21 protein-coding genes are annotated in these 21333 nt (G+C 69.5%); 14 read left to right on the top strand and 7 right to left on the bottom strand.

Annotation, left to right across the window (positions count from 1 at the left end; genetic code table 11):
- Positions 1 to 115: 115 nt before the first annotated feature.
- Positions 116 to 841 carry a TetR/AcrR family transcriptional regulator gene (locus OG718_RS07730; RefSeq protein ID WP_328843708.1) on the top strand — a complete coding sequence of 242 codons (726 nt, stop codon included), beginning with the start codon at positions 116 to 118 and terminating at the stop codon, positions 839 to 841.
- A 51-nt stretch (positions 842 to 892) separates the two neighbouring features.
- Complete coding sequence (locus OG718_RS07725) at positions 893 to 2062, top strand: FAD-dependent oxidoreductase (RefSeq protein WP_328843707.1); 1170 nt, start codon at positions 893 to 895, stop codon at positions 2060 to 2062.
- 25 nt (positions 2063 to 2087) lie between these two features.
- Here the strand turns inward: OG718_RS07725 and OG718_RS07720 are convergent, their stop codons facing one another.
- Positions 2088 to 3278, bottom strand: coding sequence for an MFS transporter (locus OG718_RS07720; RefSeq protein WP_143641768.1), 1191 nt, complete (start codon positions 3276 to 3278; stop codon positions 2088 to 2090).
- Between the two features lie 122 nt (positions 3279 to 3400).
- On the opposite strand from OG718_RS07720, the gene OG718_RS07715 reads away from it, so the two are divergent.
- The 3 genes from OG718_RS07715 to OG718_RS07705 all read left to right on the top strand — a co-directional run bounded on the left by OG718_RS07715 (position 3401) and on the right by OG718_RS07705 (position 5598).
- Positions 3401 to 3838, top strand: a complete 438-nt coding sequence (locus tag OG718_RS07715; protein WP_143641769.1) for a glutaredoxin domain-containing protein — start codon at positions 3401 to 3403, stop codon at positions 3836 to 3838.
- 171 nt (positions 3839 to 4009) lie between these two features.
- A complete protein-coding gene (locus OG718_RS07710; protein WP_328843706.1) occupies positions 4010 to 5113 on the top strand; it encodes a DUF4037 domain-containing protein in 1104 nt (367 codons plus the stop codon).
- Between the two features lie 104 nt (positions 5114 to 5217).
- On the top strand, positions 5218 to 5598 hold the full coding sequence (locus OG718_RS07705) for a RidA family protein (RefSeq protein WP_143641771.1): 381 nt from the start codon (positions 5218 to 5220) through the stop codon (positions 5596 to 5598).
- Between the two features lie 108 nt (positions 5599 to 5706).
- On the opposite strand, the gene OG718_RS07700 is transcribed toward OG718_RS07705, so the two are convergent.
- Together OG718_RS07700 and OG718_RS07695 are read right to left on the bottom strand one after the other, a co-directional pair.
- Positions 5707 to 6084: an SRPBCC domain-containing protein gene (locus tag OG718_RS07700; RefSeq protein ID WP_306935785.1), complete on the bottom strand. Its 378-nt coding sequence runs from the start codon at positions 6082 to 6084 to the stop codon at positions 5707 to 5709.
- Positions 6085 to 6148: 64 nt separating this feature from the next.
- Complete coding sequence (locus OG718_RS07695) at positions 6149 to 6571, bottom strand: ankyrin repeat domain-containing protein (RefSeq protein WP_143641773.1); 423 nt, start codon at positions 6569 to 6571, stop codon at positions 6149 to 6151.
- A gap of 79 nt (positions 6572 to 6650) precedes the next feature.
- On the opposite strand from OG718_RS07695, the gene OG718_RS07690 reads away from it, so the two are divergent.
- The 3 genes from OG718_RS07690 to pepN all read left to right on the top strand — a co-directional run bounded on the left by OG718_RS07690 (position 6651) and on the right by pepN (position 10648).
- On the top strand, positions 6651 to 7613 hold the full coding sequence (locus OG718_RS07690; protein WP_328843705.1) for an NAD(P)H-dependent flavin oxidoreductase: 963 nt from the start codon (positions 6651 to 6653) through the stop codon (positions 7611 to 7613).
- Positions 7614 to 7626: 13 nt separating this feature from the next.
- Positions 7627 to 7962 (top strand): nuclear transport factor 2 family protein, encoded by a 336-nt coding sequence (locus OG718_RS07685; protein WP_328843704.1) that lies wholly within the window; start codon positions 7627 to 7629, stop codon positions 7960 to 7962.
- Between the two features lie 208 nt (positions 7963 to 8170).
- Entirely contained in the window at positions 8171 to 10648 is a 2478-nt protein-coding gene (gene pepN / locus OG718_RS07680) for an aminopeptidase N (RefSeq protein ID WP_328843703.1), read from the top strand.
- A 13-nt stretch (positions 10649 to 10661) separates the two neighbouring features.
- On the opposite strand, the gene OG718_RS07675 is transcribed toward pepN, so the two are convergent.
- Positions 10662 to 11387: an alpha/beta hydrolase gene (locus tag OG718_RS07675; RefSeq protein WP_328843702.1), complete on the bottom strand. Its 726-nt coding sequence runs from the start codon at positions 11385 to 11387 to the stop codon at positions 10662 to 10664.
- A 157-nt stretch (positions 11388 to 11544) separates the two neighbouring features.
- Between OG718_RS07675 and OG718_RS07670 the strand changes: the two genes are divergently transcribed.
- Positions 11545 to 12390 (top strand): helix-turn-helix domain-containing protein, encoded by an 846-nt coding sequence (locus OG718_RS07670; RefSeq protein ID WP_328843701.1) that lies wholly within the window; start codon positions 11545 to 11547, stop codon positions 12388 to 12390.
- Positions 12391 to 12557: 167 nt separating this feature from the next.
- Here OG718_RS07670 and OG718_RS07665 read toward each other — a convergent pair whose 3' ends face one another.
- A complete protein-coding gene (locus tag OG718_RS07665; protein WP_328843700.1) occupies positions 12558 to 15566 on the bottom strand; it encodes a family 16 glycoside hydrolase in 3009 nt (1002 codons plus the stop codon).
- 424 nt (positions 15567 to 15990) lie between these two features.
- Here OG718_RS07665 and OG718_RS07660 point away from each other — a divergent pair, with 424 nt between their 5' ends.
- Positions 15991 to 16449: a nuclear transport factor 2 family protein gene (locus tag OG718_RS07660; protein ID WP_328843699.1), complete on the top strand. Its 459-nt coding sequence runs from the start codon at positions 15991 to 15993 to the stop codon at positions 16447 to 16449.
- A 140-nt stretch (positions 16450 to 16589) separates the two neighbouring features.
- On the opposite strand, the gene OG718_RS07655 is transcribed toward OG718_RS07660, so the two are convergent.
- On the bottom strand, positions 16590 to 17282 hold the full coding sequence (locus tag OG718_RS07655; RefSeq protein WP_328843698.1) for a metal-dependent transcriptional regulator: 693 nt from the start codon (positions 17280 to 17282) through the stop codon (positions 16590 to 16592).
- An 8-nt stretch (positions 17283 to 17290) separates the two neighbouring features.
- Positions 17291 to 17830, bottom strand: coding sequence for a YbhB/YbcL family Raf kinase inhibitor-like protein (locus OG718_RS07650; RefSeq protein WP_328843697.1), 540 nt, complete (start codon positions 17828 to 17830; stop codon positions 17291 to 17293).
- Between the two features lie 159 nt (positions 17831 to 17989).
- Here OG718_RS07650 and OG718_RS07645 point away from each other — a divergent pair, with 159 nt between their 5' ends.
- The 4 genes from OG718_RS07645 (at position 17990) to OG718_RS07630 (ending at position 21240) form a co-directional block, all read left to right on the top strand.
- The gene (locus OG718_RS07645) at positions 17990 to 18736 is read left to right on the top strand and encodes a helix-turn-helix domain-containing protein (protein ID WP_328843696.1); all 747 of its coding nucleotides are present in this window, start codon (positions 17990 to 17992) and stop codon (positions 18734 to 18736) included.
- A gap of 10 nt (positions 18737 to 18746) precedes the next feature.
- Entirely contained in the window at positions 18747 to 19631 is an 885-nt protein-coding gene (locus tag OG718_RS07640) for a hypothetical protein (protein WP_143641784.1), read from the top strand.
- A gap of 312 nt (positions 19632 to 19943) precedes the next feature.
- Positions 19944 to 20147, top strand: a complete 204-nt coding sequence (locus OG718_RS07635) for a cold-shock protein (RefSeq protein ID WP_055617413.1) — start codon at positions 19944 to 19946, stop codon at positions 20145 to 20147.
- Positions 20148 to 20253: 106 nt separating this feature from the next.
- Entirely contained in the window at positions 20254 to 21240 is a 987-nt protein-coding gene (locus OG718_RS07630; RefSeq protein WP_328843695.1) for a phosphotransferase family protein, read from the top strand.
- Positions 21241 to 21333 lie beyond the last annotated feature (93 nt).

Below are 21333 nucleotides of genomic sequence, written 5' to 3'. Positions count from 1 at the left end.
AGCTCGTGGATTTCGACGTCGACGAGTTGTCGGCGGCACGTGAGCACGTCCCGAGAGTGACGAACATGTTCGTTACGAACTTGTTCCTGACGAACATGTTCGTTACCTTCGTGGTGTGACAGAACGCCGCGGGACACCGAGCAGCAGGCGGGAGCGGCCGGCGAAACCGGCGCTGACCCGCGAAGGAATCGTCGCGACCGCGGTCGCCCTGATGCGGGCCGAAGGGCTGGAGAAGGTGACCATGCGGCGCCTGGCGCAGGAGCTGGACACCGGACCGGCCTCGCTGTACGTGTACGTGGCCAACACCGCCGAACTGCACACGGCCGTTCTGGACGAGCTGCTCGGCGAGGTCGACCTGGACCTCGCCGAGGACGTCGAGGAAGGTGACTGGCGCGACAGGCTCGCGAGGGTGCTCACCTCCTACACCGACATGCTCTTCGAGCACCCCGCACTGGCCCGCGCGGCCCTGACCGCCCGTCCCAGGGGCGAGCACTACCTGCGGCTGCTGGAGCGGCTGCTGGCTCTCCTGGACGAGGGCGGCGTACCGCGCACGCAGGCCGCCTGGGGCGTGGACGTGCTGCTGCAGTTCGCCACCGCCACCGCGGCCGAGCAGTCCACCCGCGGGCAGGCGACCGAAGCGGCGGAGGAGTGGGACGCGCTGACCCGTGCCATCCACGGTGTCGCGTCGAAGACCCACCCCCACGTCCACACACTGGCGACAAGCCTCCTGGGCGGCTCGCCCGAGGACCGCATGACCTGGTGTGTCCAGGCGCTGATCAACGGCATCGCCCTCACTCCCATTCCCACCCCGACTCCGGACACCGACCGCACCGACAGCTGAACCCTCCCCACGGCCTCGACCAGTAGCCAGTAGCCAGTAGAAGGAGCAGTCATGACTGACAGCTATTCCACCCGGCCCATGCGACACCACCCCGTCGCGATCATCGGAGGCGGACTCGGCGGCCTCACCCTGGCCCGGGTGCTGCACGTCAGCGGCATCGAGGCGACCGTCTTCGATCTGGAGGCATCACCCGAGGTCCGTACTCAGGGCGGCATGCTCGACATCCATGAGGACTCCGGCCAGGCCGCGCTGCGCGCCGCGGGCCTGTACGACGAATTCCGCAAGCTGATCCATCCCGGCGGCCAGGCGATGCACCTCGTCGACCCACAGGGCACGGTGCGCCTGGCGGAGGAGGACGACGGCAGCGGAGACCGTCCAGAAGTGGACCGCGGGCAGCTGCGCGACCTGCTGCTGGACTCGCTTCCGGCGGGCACCGTTCGCTGGGGAAAGCGGGCCACCGGCGCCCGGGAGCTGGACCGCGGCCGCCACGAGGTGACCTTCGCGGACGGCACGGCGATCACCACTGATCTGCTCGTCGGCGCGGACGGCGCCTGGTCGCGCATACGCCCCCTTGTCTCCGATGCCCTCCCCGCCTACACGGGGATCTCCTTCGTCGAGACCGACCTGTTGGAGGCCGCTTCCCGCCACCCGGCCGCCGCCGCACTGGTCGGAGGTGGCTTCTTCATCTGCCTCGGCGACCACAAGGGCTTCCTCGCCCACAACGAGTCCGACCGCAGCATCCACGTCTACACCGCGGTCAAGGCAGCCGAGGACTGGCTCGACACCATCGACTTCACCGTCACGGAGGCCGCGAAGAAGGAAGTCCTCGCCCACTTCGACGGGTGGCACGAAGACCTGCGCGCGCTGATCGCCGACGCCGACGGCCCCTTGGTACCTCGCCGTATCCACGCCCTGCCCGTCGGCCACCGCTGGGACCACCGGGCCGGCGTCACCCTCCTCGGCGACGCCGCGCACCTGATGTCCCCCTTCGCAGGCGAGGGCGCCAACCTGGCCATGCTCGACGGGGCCCGGCTCGGGCAGGCAATCGCCGATCACTCCGGCGACACCGAGGCCGCCCTCACGGCCTACGAACAGGAACTCTTCCCTCGGAGCGAGGCGTCCGCCACAGGCTCCGCCGGCAGCCTGGAGCTGATGTTCGGCGACAACGCGATGCAGGGCCTGCTCGATCAGTTCGCCTCCCACCACCACGCCGACAGCTGACCCGGCGTCCGAAGGGGCTCACACCTCACGTCGTCGTTCGTACCGGCCGCCGGAGCAGGTAGACGCCCGCGGTCGAGACCAGGACAGCCATACAGGCGATGAACACCAGCCCGGCGCCCTCCAGGCCGATCGGACCCGTCAGTACTCCCACACCGATCACCGGCACCGAGATGCCCGCGTAAGCCACCACGAACAGCGTCGAGACGACCGACGCCCGGTGGTCCGCGGGAGACGCCTGGGCCACCGAGGACAGCGCCCCGCGAAACGCCAGCCCCTGCCCGACCCCACCGACGATCGCGCTCAGCACCACCAGCGACAGCAGGTCCCAGTGCAGCGCGCCCGCGAGCAGCGCCAGTCCGGCGAGGAGCCCGGCGCAGCCCAGGGGCAGCGACCGTTCCAACCCGACCCGGCCGACCGCCAGTTGCCCTGCGGTCGAGGAGAAGAAGGCGAGCGCGACGACGAGCCCGCTGACGGCGTGGTTGTCCATGTCGAGGGACTGCGCGAGGAACGCCGGGCTGACCGACGTGAAGACTCCGAACAGTGCGAACCCCACGAACGAGGCGGTCGCCGCGGGCCCGAACACCGCCCGCACCCGCGGGGGCACACCGGGCCGCTGCGGCCGCACCGTGCTCAGCGGCCGCCGCTCACGGACGGTCTCCCGCAGCCACAGCACGACGGCGGCCGAGCCGGTCACCAGCGCGAGGTGTACGGCGAACGGCAGGTACAGCGGCCAGGAGGCGTACTGCGCGAGGACTCCGGCGAGCAGCGGACCGCAGCCCAGCCCACCCATGTTGGCGGCGGTCGCCACGAACGTGGCCCGGGACGCGCCGCCGTCCGGTGCCAGCTCCATCACGTACACCGTGGCAGCCCCGGTGAAGAGACCGGCGGACAGCCCCGAGAACAACCGCCCCACATAGAGCCAGCCCAGTCCGGTGGCACACAGGAAGCAGACGGCACTGGCCGCCGCGAACCCCAGGCCCCACAGCAGTACCGGCCGCCTGCCCACGGCATCCGATACGTTGCCCGCCAGCAGCAGTACGGCGATGACCGCGAAGGCGTACACGGCGTACACGACGGTCACCGTCAGCTCGGAGAACCCGAACTTCTCCTGATAGAGGCCGTAGAGGGGGGTCGGCAGCGTGGTGCCGGCCATGCACACGGCGAACACCGCCCCGCTGAGCAAACACTGGCGCCACCCTCGGCGATCACCGTCCATGCCGCCGACGGTAATCCCGCGAGCCGCTGGGCACCGGCACGGCGTGCCCGGCGCGCCGCCGATACGGAAGAGTCGCACACGCCCAGAAACTGTTCCGGTCCGGCTCGATAGCCTGCGTCATCATGATGCGCGCCTGGATATTGCCGATGCTGCTGGTGCTCAGCGGCTCAGTCGTTGCCGCTGGGCTGATCCTCAGGGGGAGCACAGGCGCGGCCGTGGCACTCCTGCTGGTGTTTCTGCTGCTCGCTGGCGTGCACTCGCCTCTGATCTTCCCGAGGTCGATCGGCGCGCATGAGGCACAACGCCGCAGTGCGGTCGACGGCCGGCCGGTCGTCTTCTGGCGGCCGGGCTGCATGTACTGCCTGCGACTGCGCATCCGATTGGGCCGCAGCGCCCGCCGGTTGCACTGGGTCGACATCTGGCGTGACGCGGATGGAGCAGCGGCGGTGAGAGCGGCCAACGATGGCAATGAGACCGTGCCGACGGTCGTCGTGGCGGGCCGGCCGCACGTCAACCCCGAACCTGAATGGGTGCGTGAACAGCTCACCCCACCCACGTGATCGGGAACGACACCACATCGGGGAGGCGTCCGGAGAGCCCCGATGGACCGTCAGACCTGCGGTCGGGATGGTCCGTTCGAAGAACTGCGGGCCGTACGCGCAGCCAGCCGCGCCCGCTGGACGTGGAAAAGCCTTCGACCGACCGCACGCCGATCCGGCACCCTCCACGGCATGACCACGCCGTCCTTCATCCCCGGACTGGAACTCTCCCGCCACTTCTACGTCGAAGCAGTACGGCCCCTGCTGGACGAGGGCGTCCCCGGAGTTGCGCACTCCGCCGCCCGCCTGGGCAGTGGCTCGGAAGTCCTCGGATTCGACACCGCCCGCTCCGCCGACCACGAGTGGGGGCCCCGCCTGCAGCTCTTCCTGCACCCGCGGGACGTCACCCGTCATGGCGCGGGGATCGTCGCCCTGCTCTCCGAACGCCTGCCCAAGACCTTCCGCGGCTACTCGACGCACTTCGCCCCGGCCGGCGAAGCGGGCATCGGGGTCATGCGGACGACCGACGGGCCGGTCCACCACCGAGTCGAAGTCACTGACCTGGGCGCCTGGTTCACCGCACAACTGGGCTTCGACCCCTGCAAGGGCGTCACACTGGCGGACTGGCTGGCCACCCCCACTCAGCTGTTCGGCGAGGCCACCGGTGGTGCCGTCTTCCACGACGGACTCGGCCGGCTCGCACCAGCCCGCGCCGGCCTCGACTGGTACCCCCACGATCTCTGGCTCTACCTGCTCGCCTGCCAGTGGCAGCGCGTCTCCCAGGAGGAAGCCTTCGTCGGCCGTTGCGGCGAAGTGGGCGACGAACTCGGCTCCGCTGTCGTCGCCGGCCGCCTGGTGCGCGATGTGATGCGGCTCTGCCTGCTCATGGACCGCCGCTATCCGCCCTACAGCAAGTGGCTCGGCAGCGCCTTCGCCCGCATTCCCCAGGCGCCCTCCCTCACCCCGCTCCTCACCGCGGCCCTCGCCGCCACCGACTGGCACGTCCGCGAGCACCACTTGACCCGCGTATACGAGGCCATCGCGACCATGCACAACCAGCTCGGCCTCACCGAGCCCGTCGACCCCACCACGCGGCCGTACCACAGCAGACCATTCCAAGTGCTGCACGCCGAACGCTTCAGCACGGCGCTGCTCTCCCGCATCACCGACCCGGCCATTGGCTCCCTGCCGACGATCGGCACCGTCGACCAGTTCATCGACAGCACCGACGTCCTCAGCCACCCCGAACTGACACGCGCGGCCACTCACGTAACGGTGTCCGAAAGGACAAGGTGAGTTCTGGCAACACCTGAAGGCTTGCAGTGGGAGCATCGGAGCGCGGCTGGTGGCCGAGGTGACGGTCAGGTTGAGCAGGAACCTTCGCGACAGGAGCCCAATCGATGCCCCGAGAAGTCATTTCCACCCCCGACGCGCCGGAGTTCCCCGGTTACAGTCAGGCGGTCAAGGCCGGCAACACGATCTACGTTGCCGGAACAGTCGGCGTCGATGTGACGACCGGTGAACTCGCAGGGCCCACGATCCAGGAACAGACCCGCCGGTCGTTGCTCAACTGCCAGGCGATCCTGCGTGCCGGCGGCGCCGAGCTGAGTGACGCGGTGATGGTTCACACGTTGCTCATGCGACCCGAAGACGCCGATGGTGTCGTCGAGGTCTTCGACGAGTTCTTCCCCGACGTGCGACCGCCGCGTTGCGTGAGCAAGATCGGCGTCGACCGGCCTGGGATCCTGGTGTCCATCGCCATGACAGCCGTCACGGACTGAGCCGTTGCCGCCCGCCTCACCCGCACGCTTCCACGGTGACCGTCACCTCGGGAGAGCTGTCGCGGACCGTGACGGCGGCCCGGACCGGCGCCCCCACGGCACCGAGCCCTACGCCCCGGCGAGCTTCGCCAGCAGTGAGAGTGAGTTCCGCCAGGCCATGGCGCTGGTGGCGGCGTCTTCCAGCGCGCCGCTCTCGCTGATTCGTACCAGCGTGCCGGCCCCTTCCGGCGTGAGTGTGATCTCGACGAGGTCCCCAGGCTCCGGCAGCCACCGGAAGGCGAACCGACGGCCAGGTTCCACAGCGAGCACCGTCGCGGGAAAGCTGCCGTGCTCGTCCCAGCGCAGGAGCATCGCGCCACCGGCCACCAGCTCGATCTCAGCGCCTCCGAACGCGTACCACTGCTGGAAGTACTGCGGGTCGGTGACCAGCTGCCAAGTGCTCTCCGGGTCGGCTGGGACCAGGGTCTGCTCGGAGATTCTTTCCATGCCGCGAAGATAGCGGGGCAGGGCGGCAGGCGCACAGAGTCGAGTTGGTCATTGGGCGGCGGTGCTACGTGTCCGCGGCTCCCGCTGTTCTGAGGAGCTCGGCGGTTTCGGGGTGGGGGCCGATGTTCGCCCAGTGCAGGGGGGAACGGCCTGTGCCGTGATCTTCATGCAGGTTCGGATCGGCGCCGTGTGCCAAGAGTTCGCGCACCGTGTCGGTGTGCCCCCAGCATGCGGCCGCGCACAACGGCGTGCCGTCCGAGCCGAGGCCGCTGCTCTCGACGTCAGGGGAGGCTCCGGCAGTCAGGAGCAGCCGGGCGATCTCTGCTTCTCCGTTCACGGATGCCACGTAAAGCGGCGTGGTGCCCTCGCTGTCGCCTCGCTGTGGGTCGGCTCCGGCCCGCAGCGCTGCCTTCACGCGGGCGGTGTCACCCGCCAGAATCGCTGCGAAAAGCTGGCGGGAGAGCTTTTTCCGCTTCCGCTGGTTCATGGGTGCCGAGGCTAACGACCGGGTGTGCGGCGGGGCCAGCCGTATTCGCGGGGGCGAGTCGAGGGGGATGAAGGCGGTTATGGGGCTGTCTACGCGGTTCACGGAGTTGTTCGGTGTGCGGCACCCGATCGCGCCGGCGCCGATGGGTGGATCGGCCGGCGGCGCGCTGGCGGCGGCCGTCTCTCGTGGCGGCGGGCTCGGGATGCTGGGCTCCGCGAACGGGGACCCTGAGTGGTTGGCCCGCGAACTGCCGCTCGTCGCGGAGGCCGCCGGCAGGCCGTGGGGTATCGGGTTCCTGACCTGGCAGATCGACGCCGACGCGATCGAGCGGGCGCTGGAACACCGGCCCAGGGCAGTGATGTTGTCCTTCGGGGACCCGAGCCCCTTCGCTGATCGCATCCGCGCGGCGGGCACGGTGCTGATCATTCAGGTGACCGACCTGGAAGAAGCCAGGCGGGCGGTCGACCTGGGCGCCGATGTCATAGTGGTGCAGGGCACCGAGAGTGGTGGGCACGGGGCCCGACGAGGGCGTTCCACCTTGCCGTTCGTGCCTGTCGTGGTGGATCTGGCGGCACCCCTCCCGGTGCTGGCGGCCGGCGGGATCGCCGACGGCCGTGGAGTGGCGGCTGCCCTGGCGCTGGGCGCCGCGGGAGCGCTCGTCGGCACACGCTTCCAAGCCACGACCGAGGCGCTGGTGGATCCCTCCACCACCAAGGCGATCGTCGAGGGACGTGGCGAGGACACCGAGCGCAACCGGGTGCTCGACATCGCCCGAGGCTCCCGGTGGCCGTCGAAGTACACCGCTCGCACCCTGGGCCATCCCTACCTCGACCAGTGGCGGGGCAGGGAAGCCGAACTCGCCGCGGACCCCAGGGCCAGGCAGGACTACCAACACGACGTGGCACAAGGGGAAATCCCTCCGTTGCCGATGTGGGCCGGCGAGGGCATCGACCTCATCAGCGACCTGCCGTCCGCAGCTGATCTCGTCGCCACCCTGGCCGCGCAGGCCGAGGACGCACTCGACCGCGCCGGAAGATGCTGACCGGAACCGGCCATTGGCCCGCGCGCAGGCACCCGATGCCGTTGCCGAGACCCTCACCGCGGATGGCGTCTTCGAGGCACCGCTCATGCCTGCCGACGCCGCCTTCCCCAGGCGGTTGGTGGGCCGTGAGGAGATCCGGAGCGTCATGGCGGCGTACTACGAGCAGCCGGCGAAGGACGGCCGCTCGCCGAACTTCGAGAAGTCCGCGTACGTGCTGCACACCACCTCCAGCCCCGATGTGTTCATCGCCGAGATCGACACGGTCTTCGACGGTGACGGAGAGGATGTGACTGTGTCCCTGGTACAGATCTTCCGTATCCGCGACGGAGCTGATGAGTTGAGCACGTGACTCTTCCAACGGTTGGGCTCGGCGCTCGGCATACGTTTCAGCGGGTTCCGTCGAAGTCCGGTCCGGTGGTGATCGCGGCCGACGGCAAGCATGCCCGCAACCACGACAACTACAAGGCACCCGGAGCCCGTTCGGCACACCGAAAAGCCCGCGCCCACAGCCGCCCTCCGTCGTACGCTGGCGCCCGCTGTCTGCCCAGGGAGGACGCATGGAGATCCGAAGCCTGACCCGTACCGAAGCCGAGCGCCGGGGTGCGCTGTTGCAGGTCGAGCGGTACGACGTGGACATCGACCTCACCGGCCTGCCCGACGGGCCGGAGGTCCGGTGTGTCTCCAGCGTGACCTTCAGCTGCGGCGAGCCGGGCGCGGAGACTTTCGTGGACTGCGCGGCAGAGGTGCGGAGCGCCACGCTGAACGGCACATCCCTCACTCCCACCGGGGACGGCCGGATAGCCCTGCCCGCGCTTGCCGGGCACAACGTTCTGCGCGTGGAGAGCGTTCAGGCAGACACGACCACGGGCCAGGGCGTTCACAGGGCGATCGACCCCGCGGACGGCGAGGTCTACATGTGGATGAGTTTCGAACCGGACGAGGCCCGCTACGTCTGGGCGTGCTTCGACCAACCCGACCTCAAGGCACCGCACGCCTTCACGGTCACGGCCCCGCCCGCCTGGACCGTCACCAGCAACTCCGGCGACCCGCGCATCGAGGAACTGGAGTCGGCCCGCCGCTGGACCTTCCCTGACACCCCGCCGCTGTCGACGTACAACACCGTCATCAACGCGGGCCCCTTCCACGAGATCCGCCGTGAGGCCGATGGCCACGACTTGGGCATCTACGCCCGCCGGTCCCTCGCTCCGATTCTCGACCGGGACGCGGACGAGCTCTTCACCGTCACTCGCCAGGGCCTCGCCTTCTTCGGCGAGGTCTTCGCGATGCCGTTCCCGCAGCGCAAGTACGACCAGGTGTTCGTGCCCGAGTTCGGCGGGGCGATGGAGAACTACGGCTGCGTGACCTGGTCGGACGCGTTCCTGCGGCGGGCCACGCCGACGCCCGCCGAGAGCGAGCTGCTCGCGAAGGTGCTGCTGCACGAGATGGCGCACATGTGGTTCGGCAACATCGTCACCATGCGCTGGTGGGACGACCTCTGGCTGAACGAGGCGTTCGCGGAGTTCGCCTGCCACTGGGCCGCCGAGCGCGCCACCCGGTACACCGACGCGTGGGCGAGCCACCTGGCGGGCGACAAACTCAAGGCGTACCTCTCCGACCAGGGTCCCGTCTCGCACCCGATCCACCAGCCCATCCACGATGTCGCCCAGGCCGCGTCGATCTTCGACAACATCACGTATCCCAAGGGCGCCTCGGTTCTCCAGCAGCTCATGACGTATGTCGGCGAAGAGCGCTTCAGGGTCGGCATGACCGCCTACTTCGCGCGCCACGCCTGGGGGAGCGCCACGCTCCAGGACCTGATCGACGCTCTCTCCGAGGCCAGTGGGCGGGACCTGGACACCTGGCGCACCGCCTGGCTCGCGACGGCAGGGACCGACCGCTTCTCACTGGAACGCGACGGCGACACCGTCACGCTCGTCGCCGCCGACACCCCGCGCCCACAGGTGCTGGCGGTGGGCGCGTACAGCAGGAACGGCAGGAACGACGAGACGAGCGGTGAAGTCCTGGAACGCACGGCGCTGGTGCGCGTAGAGGTCACGCAGACCCGCACTCCGGTCACGGGTCTCCCGACCGAGGCCGATTTCGACGTTCTGCTGATCAACGACGAAGACCTGACTTTCGCCACGGCCCGTCCCGACCCCGCGACCAGGGACGCCTTCTTCCGGGCGGCGGCCCAACTGCCCACTGCCATCTCCCGCGGCGTGGCCACGGCGACCGTATGGGACATGCTGACCACCGGCGAGGCCACGGCGGCGGAAGCCGGGCGGTCTATCACCGCTGTCCTCACGGCCGAGACGTCCGACGCCGTGATCGAGCCCTGTCTGACCCTGGCCGCGAACATCGCCGAACTGTGGGCGCCGGAAGGCGAACGTGCCGGACTGACGGCGGGGGTGGCGGACGCCTGTCGGCACCTCGCCACGGACCCCGGTCGCCGCCAGGTCGCCCTGCGCGGCCTGGCCCGCACCGCGACGAACCCGGACGACCTGGCCCGGCTCCGCGAACAGGCCGGCGACGACGTGGACCTGCTCTGGCGGGCGCTGGTCCGTGAGGCGGAACTGGGCGGGGACGTCTCGGCGGAGAGCGCCCGTCTGCTGGAACGGGACCCGGACCCCGATGCCTGGGTCCGCGCCCTCACCGTACGGGCCGCCCTGCCGGACCCCGCCGCGAAGGCAGAGGTCTGGCAGAAGCTGGCGGTGGACCGTGCCGTGCCCGTCAACTCGGTCGGTCAGGTGGCGGCCGCGTTCTGGCGCCCCGACCAGGACGCCCTGTTGACGCCCTACACCCAGCGCTACCTGGACTTGATCCCGCACCTGCACCGAGGCGGAATGATCCCGGCGATGGTCTTCGCAGGCCACCTCTTCCCACCGCACGCCATCGACCCCACGTACATCGAGGAGGCCCAGAAGGCGTCCCACGAGGCGGCCCCGGTGGTCCGCAACACCCTCCTGGAACGCTCGGACACGGTAAGGCGAATGCTCCACTCCCGGGGCACCCCGACGGACCGGGTGAGCGGGTGAAGTGGTGAATGGGTCAGCCGAGCTTGAGCAGTAGCTCGGCGAGCTCGACCGGCATCGTGACCATGCAGTCGTGGCCGGTCGAGAGCTCCCACACCTGTGCCGGAGCGCCGTTGGGCTGTGTCGCGGGGACGGGGCGCCGGTCGAAGCCGTCCGGCTTGCCGACGGTGCAGTGGATGTGGGCCCGCGGGATCGTGTTCACGGCCGGGTTGTCCAGTCGGACGGGTTGTTGGAGGCAGCGCACCGACTGGTCCGAAAGCATCGTGCGCAGCCAGGCGACGTCCGCCGGGTCGGTGACCCCGAACAGGCCCGAGGGCGGGGGCAGTTCGGGTAGCGGCGGAACCCGCCAACCGGTGGCGGACTTCAGAGCGAGGTCGATCAGGGTCTGGGTCACGGGCAGGACATCGGCCGCGCTCTCGCCGTCCTCCGGCACCATCGCATCGAGGTAGACCAGACGCGCGATCCGGTCCGGGACCTGGTTGGCCGCGGACGAGATGACCAGCCCGGCGTAGCTGTGCCCCACGAGGGTCACCTCGGTGAGGTCCTCCTCGACGATCAGCTTGACGATGTCGTCGACATGGGTGTCAAGCCCTACCTCGGGGCCGAGCAGATGCGCCTTGTCGCCGTAGCCGGTCAGCGACGGCGTGAGCACCCGATGCCCGGCCGACGCCAGCAACGGGACCACCCGCTGCCAGCACTCTCCGCTGTGCCAGGCACCGTGTACCAGCAGATACGTCGACATGGTTTCGCTCCTTGCTGTGCTTGTCCGCGCTGAGGGCGGGCGATGACGTGGGCCGTCGGCCACGCTGCCGCCCACGCTCCGACCGAGCCAGGGCTCCCGTGATCCTGGGGGTGACAGGACCAGGCACGCGCGCAACCGCGGGAATTACAGTGGAGAGATGACCGACGAACCGAACCTGCTGGGCGAATACGTGCGCGCCCGCCGTGAGCTCGTCACTCCCGAACAGGTCGGCATCCCGGTTCTGGGCGTACGGCGGGTACGGGGCCTGCGCCGGGAGGAGGTCGCGATGCTCGCCGGTATCAGTGCCGACTACTACCTGCGCCTGGAACAGGGCCGCGACCGCAACCCTTCCATGCAGGTCCTAGAGTCCCTCGCCCGCGTGTTGCGGCTCGACGACGACGCGACGGCATACCTGCTGCGCCTTGGCGCCGACAAACCCCGACGGCACCGACGCCGGCGGCGGAAGGAGACCGTGCCTCCGGGCATCGCCAAGCTTGTTGACGCGCTTCCGCTACCCGCGCTGATCGAGGGCCGCTACTTCGACGTGCTCGCCGCCAACGCCCTGGCGACCGCCCTGTCGCCCCGCCTCGTGGCCGGCGCCAACCGGCTGCGGGACGTGTTCCTCGACCCCGCCGAGCAGGCCCTCTATCCGGATTGGGAGAACGCCACCGTGGGCATGGTCGCCGGCTTCCGCGAGTCCGTCGGCACCGACACGGACGACCCCCGATTCATCGAACTCGTCGGCGAACTCTGCCTCGCCAGCCCCCGCTTCAGCCGGCTCTGGGCACGCCACGACGTAGAGGCGTGCGAAGGCGCACCCAAGCACATCGACCACCCCCAGGTCGGTGGACTGCAGCTGAACCGGGAGAGGCTCGGCATCGGCGGCACGGCAGGTCAGACGCTCGTCGTCTACCACCCGGACGCCGGCACCGACAACGCCGACAAACTGGCACTGCTCGCTTCCGCCATGCAGATGTCCGTCCGGACGGGGACGAGCCACTAGGCGCCGCATCCTGGCCGACGACACTCATCTCCACGACGCCCTGGTGGGCCGCGCGGCAACCCATCGGGGACTGGTCCCAAGTGGACCGGATGGCAGGGGAGTTGGCATCGCGCACCCGGCGGCGGTATGGAAGCCGGGCCCGGTCAGGAACCGGGCCCGGCTTCGGATCAGGTCAGCGGCTCCAGTCTGATGTTGCGGAACCGGACCTTGTTCCCGTGGTCCTGCAGACGGATCGCTCCCGCTGCCGGTGTCTCGGCTCTGCCCGAGGCAGTGGGGCCGTCGAGGGCGATGTCGTCGTGCACCTTCTCGCCGTTCCACACCACTGTCAGCCGCGCGTCGGCTGTCTTGCGGCCGCTGTCGTCGTAGCGGGCGGCGCGGAAGACGATGTCGTACGTCTGCCAGGTCTCGGGCGCCTTGGCCGCGTTCACGTCGGGCGCCTTCTTCAGATAGATGGCTCCGGCCTCATTGGTGTCCAGGGAGGTGTCACCGTAGGAGTCGAGGATCTGCAGTTCGTAGCGGTCCTGGATGAAGATTCCGCTGTTCCCACGGTCCTGTCCCGTGACATCGGGAGGCAGCAGGGGAACGCGGAACTCGACATGCAGCTTGAAGTCCTGGTAGGCGTCCAGAGTCCGGATGTCACCGCAGCACACCTCCATCGACGACTCGTCGGAGAGTGGCCACTTCAGCCGTCGTCCGTCCGTGTGCTGCCACTGGGACTGTGAGGCGGCGCTCCCGTCGAAGAGAGCGACCCGCGCGCCGTGCGGGCGAACAGTGATCAGATCGAGGTTGACGTGGCCGGTGTCGCCCGGGTCGTAGCGATAGGAGAGGGTGTTCCTTCCCGCGCGCAGCACCACCGGTTCGGTCTGCGTGGACCATGTGTCCCAGTCACCGGTGGAGGCCAGCTTCACTTGCCGCAGCTTCTTCCCATTGGTGTACAGGGAGAGCGACTTGGTGCCCTCGAACGGATTCGGGCCGTTGGCGTAGCGCAGGTTGACGTCGTACGTGCCCGCCTTGGGGACTGTCACGTCGAAGGTGGTGCCAACCTTGCCCTCCGTGGCGTATCGGTCGACGAAGCCGCTGCCGGAGTAGCCGACGTGATCGGTGTCGACGCCGGCTTCGCCGGTGAGACGCGCCTCCTCGGCCTCGTACTGGGTGGCGGGCGGCGGCTGCTTGCCGGGCATGGCGTTGAGTGTGTACCAGGCCTCGGTGCTCCACAGCGCCTCGCCGGACGCCGAGGTGAAGGGACGCGGGGAGCGAAGGTGGACGACTCGTCCCGACTTCAGACCGTCCAGCCGCAGCCGCACGGTACGCCCGTCCTTCGACAGCTCTGCCGAACTTACGGGCAACGCCTCTTCGGCGATCTTCGGACCGCCGTAGTCGGTGGTCGGCGTGTATCGCCACTGTTCGGCTCGGTAGTGCTTGGCCAACTCCTCGGCCGTCGTCGCTGACACCGGCTGGGTGTACGTCAGGTCGAAGCCGCCCGGCACGGCACGCATCGTCTGGATGTCGAAGGTGTTGCCGCCGTTGGGCGTCAGCTTCTGCAGGCCGAACTTGAGCTTGCCCTCCTGGCCCCAGTTGCCCTCGGCACCGAGACCGCCGGCGTAGATCGAGCCGTCGGGACCGAGAGTGAGGCGGTTGACCCCGGCCTCAAGTCCCTGTGTGTAGCGGAAGACTGCGCCCTGGTACTGCCCCTTCACCTTCTCCAGGTACGCGCGCTGCAGGCCCCCGTAGGTCACGTCGCCGATCAGCATCTGACCCGCGAACCTGCCCTTCTTCACATACAGGGGCGTGGAGGGGGAGTTCGCGATCTCGTTCTGGGGCAGCCACAGCACCGGATCGGTCGGAGTGGAGGCGTCGAAGGGGCCGGACGGCTCGGTGTAGTGGTTGAAGAAGCGGTCCTGCTTGATGTGGACGAGCTTCGACGAAGGAAGCCAGCCGCCTTGGTTGTCCGTCGCGAAGAGTTCACCGTCCGGGCCCCAGCCGATCCCGTTCGGCGTACGAAGCCCGCCGGCGACCGGGCTGATCTTGCCCGTCTTCTTGCTGACCTTGTACGTCGTCCCGCGGCCCGGCGCTGGCTGCGGAACCGTGGTCGCACCGCCGAGGTTGATGGAGACGGAGAGGTTCACGTAGAAGTAGCCGTCGCGGTACAGGAGGCCGAAGGCGAACTCGTGGAAGTTCCCTCCGTACGGCCAGGTCGCGACGGTGCGGTACTCGTCGGCCACGTCATCGCGGTTCCGGTCGACGAGCCGGGTCAGCTCGTGTTTCTGCGAGACGTACAGCGAACCGTCGACGTACTTGATGCCCATGGGCTCACGCAGCCCACTTGCCACCTTCTTGAAGGTGACCTTGTCCTTGCTGGTCGGACCGGTGACGTTGTCGAGCAGGTAGACCTCTCCGGCAACGTTGTCGGAGCCGCCCCAAGTGCTGATCGCCAACCGTCCGTCGGGCAGCCAGTCCATACCGGTGACCTGCGGTTCGAAACCGTCGGGGCGCAGATCGGTGAGCGTCAGGTCCGGCCGTACGGAGGTGAGCGGAAGGCCGTCGCCGGGGGAGTCGCCGCTCTCCTCGCATTCCTTGCGTCCGGGCGCCGTCACCCGGACGACGTCCGCGTCCGTGCTCAGCGCTTCACGGGGCACGATGGTGAAGTCGCTCTCGCCCGGCGGCTTCCAGGCCAGTTGCAGCTGCTGCCCGCCGTCGCGCTCGAAGTGATCGATGCGCAGTGGGTGCGACCCCGCGGTGAGCGTGAGGGCGCCGTCCTTCGGTTCCGCGCCGTGGAGTCCGTCGTGGTCGACCACCGTGGCGTCGTCGATGGTCAGCCGGGAGCCGTCGTCGCTGGTGAGGCGGAACCCGTAGGTGCCGTCGCGCGGCACGTTGAGGTTGCCGGTCACCTCTGTGACGAAGCGGTCGGAGAAGCCGCCGAAGTCGTCGGCCGTGGACCAGTCGACCGTCGCCTGCAACGAGTCGTGGTTGGGGGTCTGCCCGGGTTTGAGGGTGCACAGCTTGCTCAGCGGCGTCTGCACGTCGAACACGCGCAGCGTGACTCCGGGCTCCTGCGGTGGGATGTCCGCCGGGGCGGCTGAGGACGCCGGGGCGGCCAACAGACCCCCGGCCAGGATGGCTCCGGTCGCTATAGCGGTGACAAGTCTTCGGGCACGCAGGAACAGATGGTGGGACAACGGTCCTCCATGAAGCGGGACCGGACCGTGCCGGATTTCGTTCCGGTCTTCAGTGATGTGACTGCGTTGCGCCGCAAACCTAAGGGGCTTTCACTTGGCATGTCCATACTTTGTACTGTCAGTGTTCAAAGTCTTTGGCGGACACCCGAGGTGACCGGTCGTTGGCGGTCGGCCTGGGCGCCAGTGTGGCTCTCGTCGTTGCCTGGAACGCGCATGACGCGAAAGCCACGACACAACGCCACAGCCCCAGTTCCTCAAGGAGGTCGTCGAGCAGGTCGCGCAGGCGGCCCAGGCGGGACACCGTCATGGACCCGGGCAGGCATTACCCCAGGGGTAATCGACCGTTGACCCCTCACTCCAGCAGGATCAAGCACATCGGCGGGAACACCCGCCGGGATCCAGCCGCAGCAGCGAGGAGAGTGCCATGTCCGTCGAATCCCCCGCGACCACGGCGAGTTCGGCCACCACCGCGAGTTCCGTGGCCGAGGCCACTCGGGCCGTTGTGCAGGAGTTCATTGCCGCCCGGGTGGCGGGGGACACCGGGCGGCTCGTCGCGCTCTTCGCCGACGAGGTCGACTGGAGGCTTGCCGAGAACCCGGTCGTCCCGTGGATCCGCCCGCGGTCCACCGCCGCCGAATGCGCCGCCCAGTTCCAGGAGTTGATGGAGCACACCGCGCCCGAGGAGGCGCGCGCCTCCGTCGACACCTTCCTTGTCGACGGCACCGACGCGGTCCTGATGGGCCATCTGTCGGGGACCGTGCGCGTGACGGGAAAGTCCTTCGAGGGCCCGTTCGCACTGCACCTCACCGTCGAGGACGGCCGGATCACCCGGCACCACCTCTACGAGAACAGCCTGTCGATCGCCGAGGCCTGCGCCCCCTAAAGCGCGGGCGGCCGGGCCCCGAAGGGAGCCCGGCGACCCCGGGGCGAACCTGAACGTGCCGCGCAGGCGTTGGCACGCGCAGCCGACCGCTCCGCGCGATGCCCAGCAACCTGCTGACGCTCGGCGCCACCTGGCTGGGCTCAGCGCTCGGACACGAAGACGTGCGCGGCGGACTGCGTGGGGAGTTCGGCGGCCTCCCCGCCGCTGCCGACCGTCACGCCGCCCGGCGATGACGTCACGCTCACGACCGCGCCGGGCTGTACCCCGGCCTGCCGCAGGGTGCACATCAGCCGGGGGTCGGTCTGGATCAGCTCCCCTATGCGCCGTACGACCGCGCTCACGCCGTTCGCCCCGGGCTCCAGGTCGCTGAGGCTGAGCATGGTCCCGTCGAGGTACGGATCCGCGGTGCTCGGCACCCCGAGCTCCTCCAGGCCCGGGATCGGGTTGCCGTAGGGCGACTCGGTCGGGTTCCGGAGCAGCTCCAGGACGCGGCGTTCGACGGCCTCGCTCATCACGTGCTCCCAGCGGCAGGCCTCGGCGTGGACCTGCTCCCACTCCAGACCGATCACGTCGACGAGCAGGCACTCCGCGAGCCGGTGCTTGCGCATCACGCGCGTGGCCAGTCGACGGCCCTTGTCCGTCAGCTCCAGGTGCCGGTCGCCGGCGACGTGCAACAGATCGTCGCGCTCCATTCGGGCGGCGGTCTGGCTGACGGTGGGGCCACTCTGGTCCAGGCGCTCGGCGATGCGGGCGCGCAGGGGGAGTACGCCTTCCTCCTCGAGCTCCAGGATGGTGCGGAGATACATCTCCGTGGTGTCGATGAGTGCGGACATGCTGTTCGTCAGGCCGGAGTTTCGGCACTGGCGGTCAGGACCGCGCGGCCGAGTATGTGGCCCGCCATCGTGAAGCCGAGGACGGCCGGCGTGGCGTCGGTGGCAACGCCGATGGACTCGACGGCAAGGGCGTGCACCACGACGAAGTACCGGTGCGGCCCGTGCCCGGCCGGCGGGGCGGCGCCGATGAAGCGGGCGAGGCGGGCGTCGTTGGGCAGTTGGAAGGCGCCCTCGGGCAGGCCCGAGCCGGTGTCGTCGCCGGCGCCCTCGGGCAGCGCGGTGACGGTCGCGGGGATGTCGGCGACCGCCCAGTGCCAGAACCCGGACCCGGTGGGAGCGTCGGGGTCGTAGACGGTGACGGCGTAACTCTTGGTGCCTGCCGGGGCGCCGCTCCAGGACAACTGTGGGGAGACGTCCTTACCGCCGGGGACGCCGGACACGCCGGAGAGCTGCTCGGGCGACCAGGCGGCGCCGTCGGTGACGTTGGTGCTGGTAACGGTGAAGGAGGCCGCCTCGGGGAGGCGGGCGAAGGGGTTGTTGGCGCTCATCGCGTCGTTCCTTTCAGGCCGTGCTGTGGGTGGGGCGGTGATGCGGCCGAGGGAGGGCCCACAGCGTCGTGTGGAGGGATCGCTGTCGTCCTCCGGCGACCGGTGAATCGACGATAACATGGATAATCGATTATCTGCGGGATCGTCTTCGATGGAGGCATGACCCGGACGGCTATCGTGGATGGCGTGACCTACCGCGAGTTCCGCGCGCCGACCGGGCTGCAGCCCGTGGTGGCTTGTCTGTGGCGCAACGACACGCTCGTGGACGGCACGCAGCGGGTGGTCCCGGACGGCTGCGTCGACCTGGTCTGGCTGGGTGAAGGCCCGCCGCTCGTTGTCGGCCCCGACACCGGTCCGGTGCTGTGGGAGCCGACCGGTGTACCGACCTGCGGCGTACGCCTGCGACAGGGTGCCGCGGGCGACGTGCTGGGGCTGCCGGCCTCCGCCGTCCGCGACCTCCAGGTGCCTCTCACCGAGGTGTGGCCGGAGGCCGGGGTCCTGAGCGAGCAGGTGGCCACGGCCGCTGACACGTCCGAAAGCCTCCGCCTGCTGGCCGGAGCCGTGCTCCACCGCCGGGCCACGCCTGATCCACTCGCCACCGCGGCGGCCCGCCGCCTGGCGGATCGCGAGATCCGGGTGGCCGATCTCGCCGTCGAACTCGGAGTCGGCGAACGGCAGCTCCATCGACGGGTGACTGCCGCGGTCGGGTACGCCCCGAAGACGCTCGCCCGCGTCGCCCGGCTCCGCCGGCTCGTCGGGTCCGACGAGGCCTCCACCATGTCGCTGGCCGATCAGGCGCTTGCGGCCGGCTATGCCAGTCAGGCCCACATGACGGACGAGGTCCACCGGCTGACGGGAGTCACGCCTGTCCGATTCCTGGAAGACGTCCGACTGACCGCGGCCTAGCGTCGATGGCATGACTACTCGAACGACCCCTGAGACCGGCAGCGAGTCCCGCGTCGACTCGGCGCGACAGTTCATGGAAGGCACGGCCCGCGTGCTTGAGCGGCGCCAGCTCGAGGCGTTCCTCGACGACGCGCCGGTCGAGCCGGTGCTCGACGCGCTGCGGCCCTATCGGAATTCCGACGGCGGCTTCGGTCACGCGCTCGAACCCGATGTGCGGTGTCCGGGCAGCCAGCCCTCCGCGGCACTCACCGCACTTGGGGTGCTTGCGGAGATCGGCGCCACGAACGACCCGATGGTCACTGCGACTGCCGACTGGGTCGCCTCGGTCGCCCGACCCGACGGCGGTGTCCCACAGGTGCTTCCCTCGGCGCTCGGCCATCCGCGTACCCCCTGGATGGAGCCCAACGACGAGTCCAGCTTCCTGACCTTCGCCATCGCCGGCCGACTGCACCAGCTGGGAGTCGAGCACCCGTGGCTCGACGCCGCGACGGCCTGGAGCTGGCAGGAGCTCGAATCGCAGAAGGAAGCCGGCGGCTACACCGTGGTGTTCGCCCTCCAGTTCCTCGACGCGGTGCCCGACCCGGACCGCGCCGCCGCCGCGATCGACCGGCTACGGCCATCGATCCGCCCCGACGGCACCGTCCCCGTCCCGGGAGGCATCGAGGGCGAACACATCAAGCCGCTCGAACTCTCACCGCGGCCGGAAACCCCGAGCCGGGCACTCTTCACGCCCGCCCAGATCGATGCCGATCTCGAGCGGCTCGCTAGCGAGCAACTGGACGACGGCGGCTGGGACTTCCACTTCCTCCACTGGATGCCGGCGCAGAGCTCCGAGTGGCGCGGCATCGTCACCCTCGGCGCCCTGCAGGTCCTCCGGGAGCACGGCCGGCTCTGAGCTGATCCGGCCGTGCCCCTCCCGTTGAGCGGCGCTGCCACGCCTGCGGAAGGTCGCGCGCGGGCGCCAGGAGAACGCGTGCCGACGCTGCGCGCGAGGACGGCTGATGGGCAGTACGCGCGACGCGGTCCGGATCATGGCTGTTGTTCTCTGGTGGGAGCCGGTTTTGCCGTGTAGCGTCATTCTCAGATGTCGTGGTTCGCAGTACCTGCCCGCGCTCCGGCGCGGGCGCTTTGCTGTGCAGTGCCGGACCAGGGCGATCACCTCCGGGGCCGCGCGGTGCGGGTCCGATATTGACTGGAAGGCAGCAGCATGGCCAAGGGAACCGTCAAGTGGTTCAACGCCGAAAAGGGTTTCGGCTTCATTGCTCAGGACGGCGGGGGACCGGACGTCTTCGCGCACTACTCCAACATCAACTCCACCGGCTTCCGTGAGCTCCAGGAAGGCCAGGTCGTGACCTTCGACGTGACGCAGGGCCAGAAGGGCCCGCAGGCGGAGAACATCACGCCCGCCTGACAGCGGTCGGACATCGTCGGCCCCCGGAACGCGTGTTCCGGGGGCCGACGCGTTCCTGAGAATCCGAACGGTGCGTAAGTCGTCGTTCGGGAGAGGCGGTTCGGACGTGGCGCCCAGGGCAGAGACGCGTGAGCAGTTGGCCGGTGCGGCGCGGGCAGCGCTGGGCGGCGGCCGGCGGCTGGAGGCCGTTGAACGGATCGCGGGCGGCAGCAAGAAGGGCGTGTACCGCCTGGTGATGGACGACACGACGACTGCGGTCGCCTACCTGTGGGACGACGCCGAAAACTACTGGCCGACGATCGAGGGTGACGACGACCTCACCGATCCGTTCGCGCCCGGCCTCGGGCTCCACCTGTTCGAGGCCGCGCACGCCCGGCTCGACGCACTCGGCGTCCGCGTCCCCGCGATCCGCCTCGTCGACCGCAACGGCGCCCACTGCCCGGCCGACCTCGCGATCGTCGAGGACATCCCGGGCGAGAACCTGGAGGACCTGCTCGCGCGTGACCCGAGCGCGGCCGCCCCGGTCATGGCCCGGCTCGGGGAGTCCCTTGAGGCGATGCGGCAATATCGGGCGTCCACGTACGGCAAGGTGGCCGTGGTCGACGGGGGAGGTACGTCGCTCGGGACGTCGTGCGAGGCGGTCGTGCTGGACCGCGCGCTGCGGGACCTCGCCGAGGCGGCGTCGCGTGATCCGCGGATCGCGGTAGCCCGCGAACGGCTGGAGGAACGGCTGCGGGGTCTGGCGGCGGAGGTGAGGCCGCGCACGGAGCACGCGGTCGTGCACGGCGAACTGGGGCCCGACCACGTGCTGGTGGACGCGGTCGGGAACCCCGTGGCGATCGACATCGAGGGCTTGATGTACTTCGACGTCGAGTGGGAGCACGTCTTTCTCCGGATCCGCCTGCACGACGCCTACCGACCGCTGGAGGTGGACGGACTGGACGAGGACCGGCTAGCGCTCTACATGCTGGCGCAGCGTCTGTCGCTCACGGCGGGGCCACTACGGCTCCTCGACGGGGACTTCCCCGACCGGGCGTTCATGGCGGGCATCGCCGAGCACAACCTGAAGCAGGCACTGGAACTGATGCGATAGCAGCGCTGCGGCAGGTTCTGCCGACCGCGCTCCGCGCCGGGTAGACGCATCGGTCAACGCCATTACGATTCCGATTCCCGCCTGTGCCGGTGC

Origin of the sequence: Streptomyces sp. NBC_00258, from assembly GCF_036182465.1 — a bacterium.
Lineage (GTDB): Bacteria > Actinomycetota > Actinomycetes > Streptomycetales > Streptomycetaceae > Streptomyces.
Note: the sequence above shows the minus strand (reverse complement) of the source record. Positions and strands in the feature narration are given on the sequence as shown.